This window comes from Williamsia sp. Y844 (assembly GCF_056786475.1).
This window is the reverse complement of record NZ_JBXCJB010000001.1, coordinates 776,438-791,082: the sequence shown is the minus strand read 5'-3', so window position 1 is coordinate 791,082 and position 14,645 is coordinate 776,438. Positions and strand designations below refer to the sequence as shown.

Sequence of the window (14,645 nt, the reverse complement as noted above, 5' to 3'; positions counted from 1 at the left end):
CATATTGCTTCGGAATGTCGGATTCTTTTGCGGAAAGGCTGCAACCATGGACTTCGGGATCGTCCAGTTCACGAGCGATCGGGGCCTTGCGCCGTCGGTGCTCGCTCCGCTCATCGAGGAGGCGGGATTCGATGCGTACTTCGTCCCCGAACACAGTCACATCCCCACCCGGCGGGACGCGGCCCATCCGCAGACCGGTGACTCGTCGCTGCCCGACGACCGCTACATGCGCACGCTCGATCCCTGGGTTTCCCTCAGTGGTGCTGCCGCGGTGACCTCGCGGGTCCGGCTCGGCACCGCTGTTGCGCTTCCGGTGCAATCGGATCCGTTGACACTCGCCAAGAGCATCGCAACACTGGACCACCTGTCCGGCGGTCGGGTGACCCTCGGCGTCGGATTCGGTTGGAACCTGGACGAACTCGGCGATCATCACGTTCCGCCGAAGCGTCGCCGGACCATGTTGCGCGAGTACATCGAGGCCATGCGGGCGCTCTGGTCGCAAGAGGAAGCCGAGTACAGCGGGGAGTTCGTGAACTTCGGGCCCTCGTGGGCCTGGCCCAAGACCGTCCAGCAGCCCGGCCCGCCGGTACTGGTCGGGGCCTCGGGCAACGAAAAGAATTTCAAGTGGATCGCCCGTAGTGCGGACGGTTGGATCACCACGCCGGGGGAGCAGGACATCGAGGGTTCGGTGAGGCTGCTGCAGCAGATCTGGGCTGACGCCGGGCGCGAGGGTGCGCCGCAGATCGTGGTGCTCGACTTCAAGCCGGTCGCCGAGAAGCTCGACCAGTGGCGCGAACTGGGCGTCACCACGGTTCTGTACGGCGTGCCCGACGACAACGCCGAGAAGGCCGGTGCCTATCTGGCGAAGCTCGCAGGCAAGCTGGGCCTGCGCCCGGTCGGCGTCTGACTGTCGACCGGCTGTCAAGACCGCCGACCGTGCCCTCAATACCGCCGAACGTGCCCGTATTGCCGTCGAGCATGCCAAAGTAGCCGTAGCCCAGGGGAATTCACTCAACACCAAGGATGCTGCAGATGGATGCTCACGTCGATTTTCCGGAACTCGGTTGTTATGGACTCGCCGGGCATGCGAACAGCCCGCGCGATCTACTCGGTGAGGTCGAGCTCGCCGAACGCCTGGGCATCGGGTCGATCTTCCTGTCCGAGCGGTTCAACACCAAGGATGCCGCAGTGATGGCCGGTGCGGCAGGCGCGGTCAGTCAGCGGATCGGAATCGCCTCGGCGGCAACCAATCACAACACCCGTCATCCGCTGGTCACGGCAACCATGGCCACGACCCTGCATCGGCTGACCGGGGGGCGCTATGCGCTGGGTCTCGGGCGCGGCTTCGACATGCTCTTCGATGTCATGGGTCTGCCGCGGGTGACCTCGGCGCAGTTGGAGGATGTGGTCGGTATCTACCGGACGCTCTGGTCCGGTGGTGCGGTGGCAGGTCACGACGGGCCTGCGGGCAAATATCCATTCCTCATGCAGGATGCGTCGTTCGATGAAGATATCCCGATCATGATGGTGGCCATCGGTGAGAAGACACTCAAGCTTGCCGGGCGGATCGCCGATGGTGTTGTGCTGCACACCTTTTTCAGTGATGAAACGCTGCACAATGCGGTGCAGACGATCCGGAAGGCTGCTACCGAAGCAGGGCGAGACCCGGCCTCGGTGCGGATCTGGTCGGTACTGGCGACGATCGAGGATTCGATTCCAGAGGAGCTACGCCTCCGAAAACTCGTCGGACGGATGGCTACCTACCTGCAGGGCTATGGCCAGGTCCTGGTCCAGATGAACGGCTGGGACCAGGCAGACCTCGACCGGTTCCGCAATGACGAGTTCGTGCAGAACTTCGCAGGTGCCTTTGATGCGATCGGAACGGTCGACGATCTGAACCGGGTGGCCGAATTGCTTCCCGACCACTGGCTTGCCGCATCGGCGACAGGTAGTGCCAAGGCATGCGCAGCCCGGATCGCGGACCAATTCGATTGTGGTGCAGACGGAGTCATCATGCACGGTGCGACACCCACAGAACTCATCCCGGTCATCGATGCCTGGCGCCGCGTGCGGCCTGCCGGCCGTTTCGACCACCTTCCCGCGAACCCCGGACGGGTTGCACCATGACACATGTGACCGCGCCCATCGTCACCTCACCTGATGAGCTGACGGCCCGATGGCTCTCGGCCGCGCTCGGAGCGACCGTGGATACCGTCACGGCTGCACCGGTCGGGACCGGCCAGATCGGGACCTGTTACCGGTTGGAACTGACCGGAACGGCTGTGCCGCAGCGACTTCTTGCCAAGTTGCCTGCCACCGACCCGGCGACCCGGGAGATGCTGTCCGGGGTGTACCGGTCCGAAGCCCGCTTCTACACCGACATCGCATCGACCGTCGTCGTCAAGAGTCCGCACTGTTACTACGCGGCGATCTCTGACAGTGGCGCCGATTTCACCCTGTTGCTCGAGGACATGAGTCCGTCGCAGCAGGGTGATCAACTCGCCGGATGCTCGGTTGCGCAGGCCCGGGATGCGGTGATCAATCTCGCGGGGCTCCATGGGCCGCGTTGGTGTGATCCCACACTCCTCGACATCGACGGACTCTCGGTCAACAGCCCCGACAATGCGAAGCTGCTTGCAGAGATGTACGGTCCGGCGACCGAGATCTTCATCGACGCACTCGGAGACCTGATCTCCGATGATGACCAGGAGACGCTCTGGGGTTGTGTTGAGGTGGCGCAAGGTTGGGCCCTGGGCCGCGCCGAGCGGTTCGCGCTGGTCCATGGCGACTACCGGCTCGACAACCTGCTCTTCCCGCCCGGTGGCGGTCAGGGCGTCACCGCCATCGACTGGCAGACCCTGAGTCTGGCCCTGCCCGCGCGCGATCTCGCCTATTTCATCGGAACCAGCCTGTCGCCGGATCTCCGGCGTGAGCACGAATCCGGGCTTGTCGACGACTACCGCCGAGCGCTGAGCGGTTACGGCGTGGCGGACTACAGCGCCGACGATTGTTGGGATGACTATCGATTCGCCATGATCCAGGGTCCGCTGATCTCCGTGTTCGGATGTGCCTACGGCACCCGGACCGATCGTGGCGACGCCATGTTCGCGGCGATGGTGGCGCGATCGTGTGCGGCGATTCGAGATCTGGGCACCCTGGCGCTGGCGCGCTCTACGCACTGATCCAAGCGTCATCGGCGAACTCGGCGTGTTACCACCGAGGAACGCCACGGTTAACGCTGTAATGCCCGATTGACAGCCCTTCAGCAGCTTGGCACTATCGCATAGTGCGAGATGGCGTTCCGCAATGTCGTGCGATCGCCGCTCAAGCTGACATCAATCTGAAGGATTACAGATGACAACTCGAATACTGGAGCCGATCACCGGCCCGAGTGCCTGGCGCGGCGACGAGCTCATGAAGACCGATGAATGGATCTACCGGCTCTCCGACGCCGAGCGGACCGAGCTCGAAGAAGTCGGCCGTGCGTTCGTCTCCGACGATCCAGATCTCCGGACCGTGAGAGCCGAGCAGTATCCGTTGCCGGTATGCGCCAAGGCGATCGAGGTCTTCGCCGCTGCGATGGACTCGGGTCGAGGGTTCGTTCTCGTGCGGGGTCTGCGTACCGATGAGTATGGCGACGCGGTCGCCGGGGCGATCTTTTTCGTGATGGGTCTGCATCTCGGGGTGCCGATGAAGCAGAACGAGGTCGGCGATCTGATCGACCACGTGATCGCGACCTCGAACAAGATGTGGTCGGATCCGTCCGCGCTACCGTCGCGCGTGCGGGACCGGCTGCCCTTCCATTCCGACAGCTCGGACGTTGTTGCGTTGATGTGTCTGCGCGGTTCGAAGTCGGGCGGCGCGAGCAGCCTGGTCAGTGGCACCACGATCTACAACGAGATCCTCGCGCGCAGGCCGGATCTGGCTCCATTGCTGTTCGAGGACTGGTACTTCGACTGGTACCGGCAGGATCACGACGCTCCGGCAAAGTTCTACGTGAGCCCGATTGCGAGCTACGTCGACGGTATCTTCTCCACGTACGCGGGCAGTTCGATCATCTTCACGGCGCAGGACTACCCGGAGGTGCCGCGGTTGACGCCTGCCCAGATCGAACTCCTCGAACTGTATGACGAGATCGCTCAGGAACCGGGTCTGGCCATCGACATGGACTTTCAGCCCGGCGACGTGCAGTGGCTGCTCAATTACGCTGCGCTGCATTCGCGTACCTCGTTCGAGGACCACCCCGAACCGGAACGTCGACGTCATCTGCTTCGCCTGTGGCTCAAGCGTGATGTCGGTCGCCCGATGGTCGAGGGTTTCGGTAAGAACGTCGTGCAGGGAAGAGATGAGGCGCGTGGCGATGCCGATTCCGCGGTTGCGAGCCGGGTGAAGCACATCGCCGAAGCGGTTGTCCCTGACCTTGATTGGGGTGCATGACCGCGCTGAGATCTGAGTTCTGAACACGCAGGGCGCCCACACGGATTCTTCTCCGGGTGGGCGCCCTTGTGTTTGCAGGGGGTCACTCCATGATGAGCACGGCCTTGCCGACGGAACCCTGTCGGACCGCGTCGATGGCCTTGTCGATGTCGGCGAACGCGAACTTGGTCATCAGTTGGTCGACCGGAAAGAGCCCGTCGTGGTGGAGCTCGAGGAGTCGTGGCAGGAATGTCTCCGGAACGCTGTTGCCTGCGGTGATGCCGGTCACGCTGCGGCCTGCGAGAATTGAGCGCCATTCGAACGACATCTCGGCACTGGCGCCGACGCCGACAACGCCGCATCGACCGAGCGGCGCCAATGCCGACACCGCGTTGCGGACGACATCGGCGCGACCGGTGGCCTCGACCGTGTAGTCGAAACCTCCCGGTGCGATCTCGTCCAGGATCGTCAGCAGGTCCGGGTCGTCGCTGCGGACCGTGTGCGTGGCGCCGATGCGGGCGGCCTGAGCGAGCTTCGCGTCACTGACGTCGACGGCCACGATCGCCCCACACTTCTCGATGGCTGCGGCCATCACCGCTGCGGCTCCGACGCCGCCGACCCCGAACACGGCGATGGTCGAATCAGGCTGGGGGCGCAGTACATTCATCACGGCCCCGGCGCCGGTCTGGAATCCGCATCCGAAGGGTCCGGAGGTGTGGAGGTCGGTGTGGTCGGGGACCCGGACGACGCTGCTCCGGCGGGCGACCACGCGGGTGGCGAAGGACGACTGTCCCAGGAAGTGCCCACCGACCGGCGAGTGCGGGTACGCGCTGCCGCTGTAGGACAACGCCGTTGTGCCGTCCGGTCGGGAACCGATGAAGTTGTGGGTCCAGAATTGCTCGCAGTAAGCCGGAGCGCCGGATCGGCAAGGCTTGCACGTGTCGCATCGCGCGAACGTCATCGTGACCTTGTCGCCAACGGCGAGATCGGTGACACCGGCGCCGAGGGCCTCGACGATTCCGGCACCCTCGTGCCCGAGGACCACCGGAGTACTCATCATCGTGGCAAACTCGAGGTCGGTGCCGCAGATGCCCGAACTCGACACCCGGACGAGTACTTCCCCTTCTGCGGGACCTTCCAGGACGAGTTCTTCTAGTTCGAAGGGGCCGCCCTCGTGGCGGACCACAGCGGCGGTGACGGCGTAAACATCAGGTTTCATTGTCTTAGAATAAGAGATGCCGTCTTGACTTGCGCGATCAAGCTGCGACTATTTGCTTATGGTAATCGAAGTACCCGAAGCTTCTCATTTCATCGCCGGTGGCTGGGTTCCGGGCGGCGGCAACCCAATCGAGCTGATCGACCCCTCGACAGAAGCCGCCTTCTTCACTGTGGCGCGTGGAGACGCCTCGACGGTCGATGTGGCCGTTGCCGCGGCGCGCGAGGCCGCACCCGCATGGGCGGCGACCTCGGCCTCTGATCGCGGTGCCGCTCTGGCGAGATGGGCACGTGCACTGGAAGAAAACGCGGACACGCTGGCCGCACTCGAATCCCGCGACGTCGGCAAGCCGCTGTGGGGTGGTTCGATGAACATCGCCATCGCGACCTCGATCGTCAACTATTTCGCCGGTGCGGCAGACAAACTCACCGGTGCCACGCTGCCGACTCGCACGCCCGACTTCCACGGGTACACCCTGCTGCAGCCGCTGGGGGTGTGCGCGGTCATCACACCGTGGAACGTGCCGGCAGTGCTGGCCGCTGCCAACGTTGCGCCTGCACTCGCCGCGGGTAACACCGTCGTACTCAAGCCCTCTGAAGAGGCTCCGCGGGTCATCCTGGCCATGGCGGCGCTTGCTGCGCAGGCCGGCCTCCCTGCCGGTGTGTTCAACGTGGTCACCGGACTTTCCGACGCCGGTGCCGCACTCACCGCGCATCGCGGTATCGACCACATCTCGTTTGTCGGGTCGACGGCGACAGGTCGCGCGGTCATGCACGCCGCTGCGGAGTCGTTGACACCGGTGAAGCTCGAATTGGGCGGCAAATCACCCAACATCGTGTTCGCCGACGCCGATCTGGATGTCGCGCTGCCTGCCATCGTCGGCTCGATCACCGAAAATGCGGGCCAGAACTGTTATGCCGGTTCGCGATTGGTGGTCAGCGCCGAGATCGTCGGCGAGGTGCGCGAGCGGGTCGTCGAGCTGATGCGGGGCGTGCGGGTCGGTGACTGGGAGGCAAACCTCGACATGGGTCCGCTGGTCAACCGCGTTCAGTACGAACGGGTTCAGGGATTTCTCGACGCTGCGCCGGACGAGGGCGGGAAGATCCTCACCGGTGGTGGCAGGCCGACAGGAGTCGGGGACACCGGCTGGTTCATCGAACCGACGGTGATCGACAACGCCGAGTCGTCCTCGCGGATCATTCGCGAGGAGGTCTTCGGGCCGGTACTCGCGCTGCAGACCTTCTCCACCGATGCCGAGGCGCTGTCGATCGCCAATGACACGGATTTCGGTCTGCTGGCGTCGATCTGGACCGGCGATGTCTCACGCGCACTGCGGATGGCGGCGTCCGTGCAGGCCGGTCAGGTATCGGTGAACCAGTTCGCCGATTCCGGGGTCATCGGATTCCCGTTCAACATGAGCAAGGACAGCGGCTTCAGCAGCGGCGGGGGCTATCGCGCAATGCGCGAGTACACCCAGGAAAAGGGCGTGGCGATCCGGCTACTACCGGCCTGACCCGAGGCGAACCCCGGTGGCGCGGCCGGGAAACACCGCGCATGAGATTCGATGCCTGAAAGTCAATATCATGACCGCACAGCTTGGCAACATGTCATTCGACCACCACTCCGACGAGTGCAACTCCGATCCCGTTGCGTACTACCGTGATCGGCGATCCGGCTGCCCTGTCGGGTGGACGGACGCACACGAGGGCTACTGGTACACCACGCGGTGGTCCGACATCGCGGCGATCGCCCGGGACGATGAGGATTACTCCTCGGAGCGCCAGAATCCCGGTGACGGGGTCTCGTTTGTCATACCCCGGGGCGGCGGCCTGGTGCAGTACCCCATCGAACTCGATCCGCCGGCGTCGCAGCCGTACCGAGACCTGATCAATCCGCTTCTCACCCCGGACGCGGTGCATGCACTGAAGCCGATGATCGCCGAGCTGACGACTCGCGTCATCGACCGGTTCATCGAGTCGGGTTCTTGTGATCTCGTCACCGATCTCACGAATCCGCTGCCGACGGCGGTCACCCTGACCTGGGTGGGATTTCCCGAGGAGGACTTCCCGCTGCTCGCCGGTCCCGTCCACGACATCTTCGCGGCTCCGGCAGGCAGCGAGCGCAGCATGCGTGGGGTCGCCGGACTGGGTTACCTCGAACAACGGGTGCGCGAATTGCTCGCCGCGCGGCGAGCGGAACCGGCCGCGGATGTCCTGACCACACTGGTACAGGCCGTCCACCCCGAAGGACGGCCGTACACCGACGACGAATTGGTCTCGGTGACCTACCTGCTGGTCGCCGGAGGGGTGGACACCACTACGTCGCTGACCGGATCGACGCTGGTCTGGTTGGCCAGGAATCCCGCTGAGCGTGATCGCCTGATCTCGCAACCGGAGACCCTGGAGAACGCGACAGAGGAGTTTCTCCGGGTCTTTGCACCCTCGCAGGCGATGGCCAGGACCGCGGTCACCGACACCACCGTCGGTGGTTGCCCGGTGCAGGCAGGCCAGAGGGTGCTGCTGCCCTGGGTGGCGGCCAACCACGATCCAGAGGTCTTCGACGAGCCCGAGTCGGTGCGGCTCGACCGCGATGCGCGCAGGCACCTGTCATTCGGAATCGGCAGCCACCGTTGTCCGGGAGCGCATTTGGCGCGGGCGATGTTCACCGAGATGATCACGCAGGTCCTGACCCGGCTGCCCGATTACGTGATCGACGAGAACGCGGTGGTGCCGTACCCGACGCTCGGGAATCAGGCGGGCTGGGATCGGGTGCCTGCCACCTTCACACCCGGCCCGGTCGATCCGTCCACCACATTCGCACTCGGAACCGTTCGGGTGGAATCCGTCCGCCAGGTCGCCGACGGGGTCGTCGAGTTGACACTGCGGCATCCCGCGGAGCAGCGACTACCGGAGTGGACTCCCGGTGCCCACCTCCCGGTGACCCTGCCATCGAGTACGCGCAGACATTACTCGCTGTGTGGTGACCCGCAGGACCTGCGCAGCTACCGAATCGCAGTGCTGCTGGAGGAATCCGGGCGGGGCGGCTCCGCCGAGATCCATCAGCGACTCGGTGCCGGATCAACCTTGAACATCGAACCTCCGCGCAACAAGTTCCGGCTCCAGGACGCGCCGGAGTATCTCTTCATCGCCGGTGGCATCGGTGTGACCCCGATACTGCCGATGGTGAAAGATGCGCTGGCGCAGCAGGCCCGGGTCACGATGCTCTACTGCGGCCGCGGCCGTGCTTCGATGGCCTACGTCGACGAATTGCGCGAGCTGCTCGGCGAGTCCCTGACGATCGTGGACACGGCCGAAAGTCTCCGCCCGGACATCGCGTCATGGGTGAGCGCAATCGGCGATGATGCACTGATCTATTGCTGCGGTCCGTATTCGATGACCGCAGCAGTCGAGAATGCCGCTCGCGGCGCGGGTTCGTCGAAGAGATTCCGGAGAGAACACTTCGGCACGGTTCCGGAGAACTCGCTCGGCACGGCGCCGAGCGTCCCGGACCGGGAGTTCTCGGTGACCCTGGCGCGCAGTGGGACAACCCTGACCGTACCTGTCGGCCGAACGCTGCTCGATGCCATATCCGAGGCGGTTCCTGGCATATCGCGCGACTGCGAGGAAGGGTATTGCGGCGCCTGCGAGACGCGGGTACTCGCCGGGAAGCCATTGCACCGGGATTCGGTGTTGACGGAAGAAGAACGGACCGCGAACCGATCGATGATGGTCTGCGTCGGGCGGGCGTGCGGCGAGGATTTGATCCTGGATTTGTGAGTTCCTCACAGCAGGTAAGAGATATTCGGCAGGCATGCATCGTTCGGTGCCGCAGAGACGAAGGTCCCCTCCATACTTCAGTGAAGAAAGTCTAAAAGAGCGTGAATAAACACGAATACGGCATATTCCTACCCATCAGCAACGGCGGTTGGATCGTCTCCGACACCGCGCCGCCCATCGAGGCCACCTACGATTACAATCGCGAAATCGCTGTGGCGGCAGACCAGCTCGGTTTCGACTTCATCATGTCGCAGGGAAAATGGCGCGGATACGGTGGCCGGACCGATCATTGGGGCAGAACCCTCGAGTCGATGACGATGATGTCGGGCTTGGCCGAGGCAACAGAGCGGGTCAAGATCTGGTCGACAGTGCACACCATCTTGTTCAACCCGGCGATCGTCGCGAAGATGTTCACAACACTCGACCAGATCAGCGGCGGGCGTTGCGGCATGAACATCGTGGTCGGCTCGTTCTCTGAAGAGTTCGCCCAGATGGGTATGTGGCCCGAAGAGCTCGATCATGCGGCGCGCTACCGCTATTCGGAAGAATGGGTTCAGGTTCTGCTGGCGTTGTGGAGCCAGGACGAGGTGACCCACCACGGCGAGTTCTTTGACATGAATGCCTGCTCGTCGCGGCCACACCCGCCTGCAACACCGACGCTCATCTCGGCAGGACGATCACCGGCCGGTCTGGAATTCCAGGCGAAGTATTGCGACGCATCGTTTCTGTCGGCGCATGAACTCGACGGCCTGCGAAAGGTGAGCAGGGAAGCGAAGGCGGCCGCGGTGGACCAGGGACGGAGTCTACGCACCTACGCGATGGCGACGATCGTGATGGGCGATACGGACGCGGACGCTCAACGCAGGTTCGATGTGTACGGTGCGGGCGCGGATCAAGAAGCTCTGCGCAACATGGCGATCGCTTATGGCATGCCGGTCGACAAGAACGACGCACCGGGGGCGAAGGCACTGGAGCAGAGCGGCTTTCAGACCGAGGTCATCAAGGGTTCGGCGTCGACGGTCACCGAGAAGATCCACGAGATGGTCGACTACGCCGAACTCGACGGCCTGATGTTGATCTTCCCGGACTACGTGCCCGACATGAACGCGTTCGCCGAGGCTGTTCTTCCCGCGCTGTCCACGGTGGTGACCTCGTGAGCGCGCTACCCGGGCCGATTGCCGACGGCGCACTGCTCGTGATCGACGTGCAGAACTCCTTCGCTGATCCGGCGGTCCTCGACTGGGTTGGCGAGGAGGGTCGCGCGGCGGTCGCGGCAGCCGTCGAGCGAACCGGTGCGCTCGTCGAGGCGGCCAGGACCGCGGGCTTGCAGGTGATCTGGGTGTCCTTGGTGCAGGATCGTGAGAAGCCCTGGGCGGCATCGTTGTGGCTACGCGACATCGAACCGGAGGATTGGCCCGGTCCGGCCGAACCCTGTGTCGCCGGGACATCGGGCACCGACATCTACTCGCTGCGCCCGGCGCCAGGGGAATGGCATATCGCCAAGCGGCGATATAGCTCATTCTTCGAGACGGACCTGCACGCCCGGTTGAGTGAAGCCGGAGTACAGTGGCTGCTGGTTGCCGGACTGACAACCGAATGCTGCGTTTTGGCAACGGTTTTCGATGCCGCGCAACTCGGATACCACGTCGTTCTGGCCGAGGATGCAACGGCCAGTTACGAGCTGTCGACACATGAGGGCGCGGTCACCGCACTGACCTTGCACGCGGCGAAGAAGATCTCCACAGCCGACGCTGTGGATGCGCTGTCGACACACGTCGCTGCGGGATCGCGGTGAACGTGAACGAATCGGCGCAGATGGCATTGGCCTTCGATCTGTCGTTCACCCACACGGAGGGTCGCTGGGCGGTTCCGGGTTCCTGGGTCGGCTCCGACTATCCCGACGTCGGTATGTTCACGGAATTGGCCAGGACCGCCGAACGCGGCGGCATCGACATGCTGTTCTTCGGCGACGGGGTCGGGATCCCGGATACGTGGGAAGGTTCGGCCGACGCCGCGATCCGATGGGGGATCTCGTGGCCGCGCCATGACATGTCGCCGATCATCGCCGCACTCGGCCAGGCGACATCGCGGATCGGCTTCGGACTGACGTACTCCTCGACGTACATGCATCCGTTTTACGTAGCGCGGCTGCTCAATTCACTCGATCACGTGACCGGCGGGCGGATGGCGTTCAACGTGGTGGCCTCTGCCCGGACGTCGGATGCGGCGAACTATGGTTTCGACACGTTGATGGATCACGGCACCCGGTATGAACGGATGGAAGAGTTCGTCGACGTCTGTCAGCGCTTGTGGGACTCGGTCGAACCGGCAGCGATCGTGCGCGATCACCAGACCCGGGTGTTCGCCGACCCGACCAAGGTCCACCGCCTCGACCACGACGGCAAACACTTCAAGGTGCGGGGTCCACTTCCGAGTGTGCCCAGTCCCCAGCGCAGACCTGTTCTGGTACAGGCCGGTTCATCGCCCAGGGGGATCGCGGCATCCGCTGCGTTCGCCGACGTGGTCTTCGGCTCGGGCGGACACCTCGACTCCCAGCGGCGACACAGATCGGAGTTGGACAAAGCTCTGGACAAGGCCGGGCGGGAGCCGGCGTCGGTGGGCATCCTGTGGGCCATCCAAGTGGTACTCGGTGCGAGCAGAAGCGAGGCGATCGCCCGGCGTGAAGAGCTGCTCGGGATGCTTCCCATGGAAGGCGTCGGAGCCTATCTCTCCTACAACACCGGCTATGACTTCTCGGTATTGCCTGCCTCCTTCGTGCTCGGCGAATTGCGGCAATCGATCGTCGACGCGCAGGGCACACAGTCGGGCTTCGTGGATCGGCTGATTTCCGACCATGGTGCCCAAACCCGACTCAGCAGAAAGGAATTCTTCGATGAGGGCTGGCGATACTCCACCGGGTACGACCAGACCATCGCCGGAACAGCCGCTGACGTCGCCGACGAGATGGAGGGCCAATTCGAGGCGACGGGTTCACTCGGTGGTTTCATGATCTCTAATCCGCTTCGGACACCTGGGGCCGTCAACGACGTGGTCGACCATCTCGTTCCTGAGTTGCGCTCGCGCGGACTTCGTCCGCCCGACTACCCGGGAACGACGTTGCGTGCCAACCTGCTCGGCGCCAATCTGTTGGGGGAATCCGAGAACAGCGTCTCGGTATAGGCGACACTTCTCGCCGAAATCGAAGAGGCCGCCCATTGCCAGTTCAATGGGTGGCCTCTTCTTTGGATTCTGGCCCAAATGTGCCAGATCCTGCCTGTTAGCAGTGTCTTTCGTTACTGATGCATTACGTCTCTTAATACTGTGTTTCGTCTTTCGGTAGGCGTCCGCTGCCGATTGACACGGCCACGAAAACCGGAAACCATCTCATAAAGCGGTACGCCATCCCGTATTGAGTCAAAGGACAAACTCTGTGAACGCCTCCCAGTCATCTACGAGCAATCGCTCGTCCACCCGGCAGGTCGTCGATCTGGCTGGTCGAACCCCGGCTCAGAAGCAGGGCTTGCTCTCGCACCTGATCATTCCGCGGCCGATCGCCATGATCACCACCGTCTCCGCCGACGGCACGGTCAATGTCGCGCCGTACAGCTACTACATGCCGGTCTGTGGTGAACCGCCGACGATCGCCATCACGATCGGAAGCCTCCGCGAGGCAACGGATGGACCGAAGGACACCTGGGCCAACATCGAACGCACGGGTGAGTTCGTCGTCAACGTCACCGGCGGTGGCATGGCCGATCACATCGAGGCGGTCGCGCGCGAATACCCAAATGACGTGTCGGAGTTGGATATCACGGGGTGGGGGACAACCGAATCGCAGGTGGTTGCCGTGCCGTCCCTCATCGACAGCCCCGCCAATCTGGAATGCCGTGTGCTCGACGTGATCCATCGGGGTGAGCCGGAGGTCCGATTCTCCGGGGTACACATCGTGCTCGCCGAGGTCGTCTCGATCACCGTCGACGAATCGATACTCATAGAGCCGGATCGCATAGACCCCACACGTGTCGCGCCGGTCGGCCGGATGGGCTTCCCCCACTTCGTCCGGGCCGAAGGCGGCGCGCTGTTCCAGCAAGAACGTATTGCCTACGCCGACCTGTGATCTGCCCCCATTCCTGATCCATCTCACTCCCTTGGAGGGATTGAACAATGTCAAAATCGCGCATCATTCAGGCTGCGGCGGTCGCTTGCGTCGCGCTGGCCGCACTCACCGCGTGCTCGGACCGCGGCAACAGTGACACCAGCGGCGGCGGGTCTGCACAGTCGACATCCGGATCTCAACCCGACGTGAACGGCGATGGCAAAGTTGTTGTCGGCGTGCTCAGTCCGGGCGACCTGAACGACAACGGGTACTACGAGACGTTTGTCGCCAGTGCACAGGAGTTCGTCGACGCGAACGACTGGACCCTGATCAAGGTCGGCTCGGTCAATCCGGCAGCTGTGCTGGAACAGGCCCGTAACCTGTGCAGGCAGAATGTCGACCTCATCGCGATCGCCGCGCAGGAACTCAAGGATGCGCTGCCTGCCGCGGAAGAACCGGTATGCGCCAACACCAACTGGTACTCGCCGGCAGGCACCGGGATCGAGCCGACAGCCAACGTGACCGTGTCGAAGGATTTCGTCAACGAGGCGATGCTCGCCGCCGGTTACGCAAACGGCATCCTGATGCGCGAGCGGAACGCCACCAAAGCCGGTTACATTTCCGGACCCGAGCTCGATTTCTCGGTGATGGCTGCCAAGGCGTTCGAAGTGGGTATCAAACAGTTGATCCCGAATGCGACTCTGGCGACCACGTATACAGGTGACTTCAACGACTCGGCGAAAGCGCGGGAAGCGGCTCAGGCACAGATCAGCCAGGGCGTCGAGGCTCTCTACCCGTATCTGGGTGGCGCGACGGACAGCGTTGGCGAGCTCGGAACCAAGGCAGGCGTCATCCTGTCGACCCCGGGTACCGACCGCTGCGGCGAGACGGCCATCAAGTGGGGTGTCTCGGTGATCTTCGATCCGGGTGCGTATTTCGCCGCCGCGCTGGAGAAGTTCAAGAACGGTGAGCTCACGATGGGCGAGGTCCGTGAATGGCACATGGGTAAGGACTCCGTTCCGACCGTGAAGCTGTGTAACGGCACCGAAGCCCAGAACGCTGAACTGGCCACCTTCATCGAGAAGATCGGCACCGGTGAGATCGTGCCGGACGACGTCATCGCGAAATCGGGCGTGTAGAG

General features: G+C 63.6%; 12 protein-coding genes. 11 read left to right on the top strand and 1 reads right to left on the bottom strand.

From position 1 onward, the window contains the following. The first annotated feature begins 46 nt into the window (after positions 1–46). From AC1TQG_RS03550 to AC1TQG_RS03535, 4 genes are all read left to right on the top strand, one after another. Positions 47–907, top strand: a complete 861-nt coding sequence (locus tag AC1TQG_RS03550) for an LLM class F420-dependent oxidoreductase (RefSeq protein WP_482135556.1) — start codon at positions 47–49, stop codon at positions 905–907. Between the two features lie 125 nt (positions 908–1,032). Continuing rightward, complete coding sequence (locus tag AC1TQG_RS03545) at positions 1,033–2,127, top strand: TIGR03857 family LLM class F420-dependent oxidoreductase (protein ID WP_482135555.1); 1,095 nt, start codon at positions 1,033–1,035, stop codon at positions 2,125–2,127. Positions 2,128–2,132: 5 nt separating this feature from the next. Next, a complete protein-coding gene (locus AC1TQG_RS03540) occupies positions 2,133–3,182 on the top strand; it encodes a phosphotransferase (protein ID WP_482135554.1) in 1,050 nt (349 codons plus the stop codon). Between the two features lie 172 nt (positions 3,183–3,354). Further along, positions 3,355–4,437, top strand: a complete 1,083-nt coding sequence (locus AC1TQG_RS03535; RefSeq protein WP_482135553.1) for a TauD/TfdA family dioxygenase — start codon at positions 3,355–3,357, stop codon at positions 4,435–4,437. Between the two features lie 82 nt (positions 4,438–4,519). Here AC1TQG_RS03535 and AC1TQG_RS03530 read toward each other — a convergent pair whose 3' ends face one another. After that, positions 4,520–5,635, bottom strand: coding sequence for an NAD(P)-dependent alcohol dehydrogenase (locus tag AC1TQG_RS03530; protein WP_482135552.1), 1,116 nt, complete (start codon positions 5,633–5,635; stop codon positions 4,520–4,522). Positions 5,636–5,693: 58 nt separating this feature from the next. Between AC1TQG_RS03530 and AC1TQG_RS03525 the strand changes: the two genes are divergently transcribed. The 7 genes from AC1TQG_RS03525 (at position 5,694) to AC1TQG_RS03495 (ending at position 14,643) form a co-directional block, all read left to right on the top strand. Continuing rightward, complete coding sequence (locus AC1TQG_RS03525; RefSeq protein ID WP_482135551.1) at positions 5,694–7,145, top strand: aldehyde dehydrogenase family protein; 1,452 nt, start codon at positions 5,694–5,696, stop codon at positions 7,143–7,145. Positions 7,146–7,215: 70 nt separating this feature from the next. Further along, complete coding sequence (locus AC1TQG_RS03520; protein ID WP_482135550.1) at positions 7,216–9,408, top strand: cytochrome P450/oxidoreductase; 2,193 nt, start codon at positions 7,216–7,218, stop codon at positions 9,406–9,408. A gap of 101 nt (positions 9,409–9,509) precedes the next feature. Continuing rightward, the gene (locus AC1TQG_RS03515) at positions 9,510–10,565 is read left to right on the top strand and encodes an LLM class flavin-dependent oxidoreductase (protein WP_482135549.1); all 1,056 of its coding nucleotides are present in this window, start codon (positions 9,510–9,512) and stop codon (positions 10,563–10,565) included. Next, the gene (locus AC1TQG_RS03510; protein ID WP_482135548.1) at positions 10,562–11,203 is read left to right on the top strand and encodes a cysteine hydrolase family protein; all 642 of its coding nucleotides are present in this window, start codon (positions 10,562–10,564) and stop codon (positions 11,201–11,203) included. Before AC1TQG_RS03515 ends, AC1TQG_RS03510 begins: the two co-directional genes overlap by 4 nt. Then, complete coding sequence (locus tag AC1TQG_RS03505) at positions 11,200–12,588, top strand: NtaA/DmoA family FMN-dependent monooxygenase (RefSeq protein WP_482135547.1); 1,389 nt, start codon at positions 11,200–11,202, stop codon at positions 12,586–12,588. Before AC1TQG_RS03510 ends, AC1TQG_RS03505 begins: the two co-directional genes overlap by 4 nt. Before the next feature lie 250 nt (positions 12,589–12,838). Further along, a complete protein-coding gene (locus AC1TQG_RS03500) occupies positions 12,839–13,525 on the top strand; it encodes a flavin reductase family protein (RefSeq protein ID WP_482135546.1) in 687 nt (228 codons plus the stop codon). Positions 13,526–13,572: 47 nt separating this feature from the next. Then, on the top strand, positions 13,573–14,643 hold the full coding sequence (locus AC1TQG_RS03495) for a BMP family ABC transporter substrate-binding protein (RefSeq protein ID WP_482135545.1): 1,071 nt from the start codon (positions 13,573–13,575) through the stop codon (positions 14,641–14,643). The last annotated feature ends 2 nt before the right edge of the window (positions 14,644–14,645 follow it).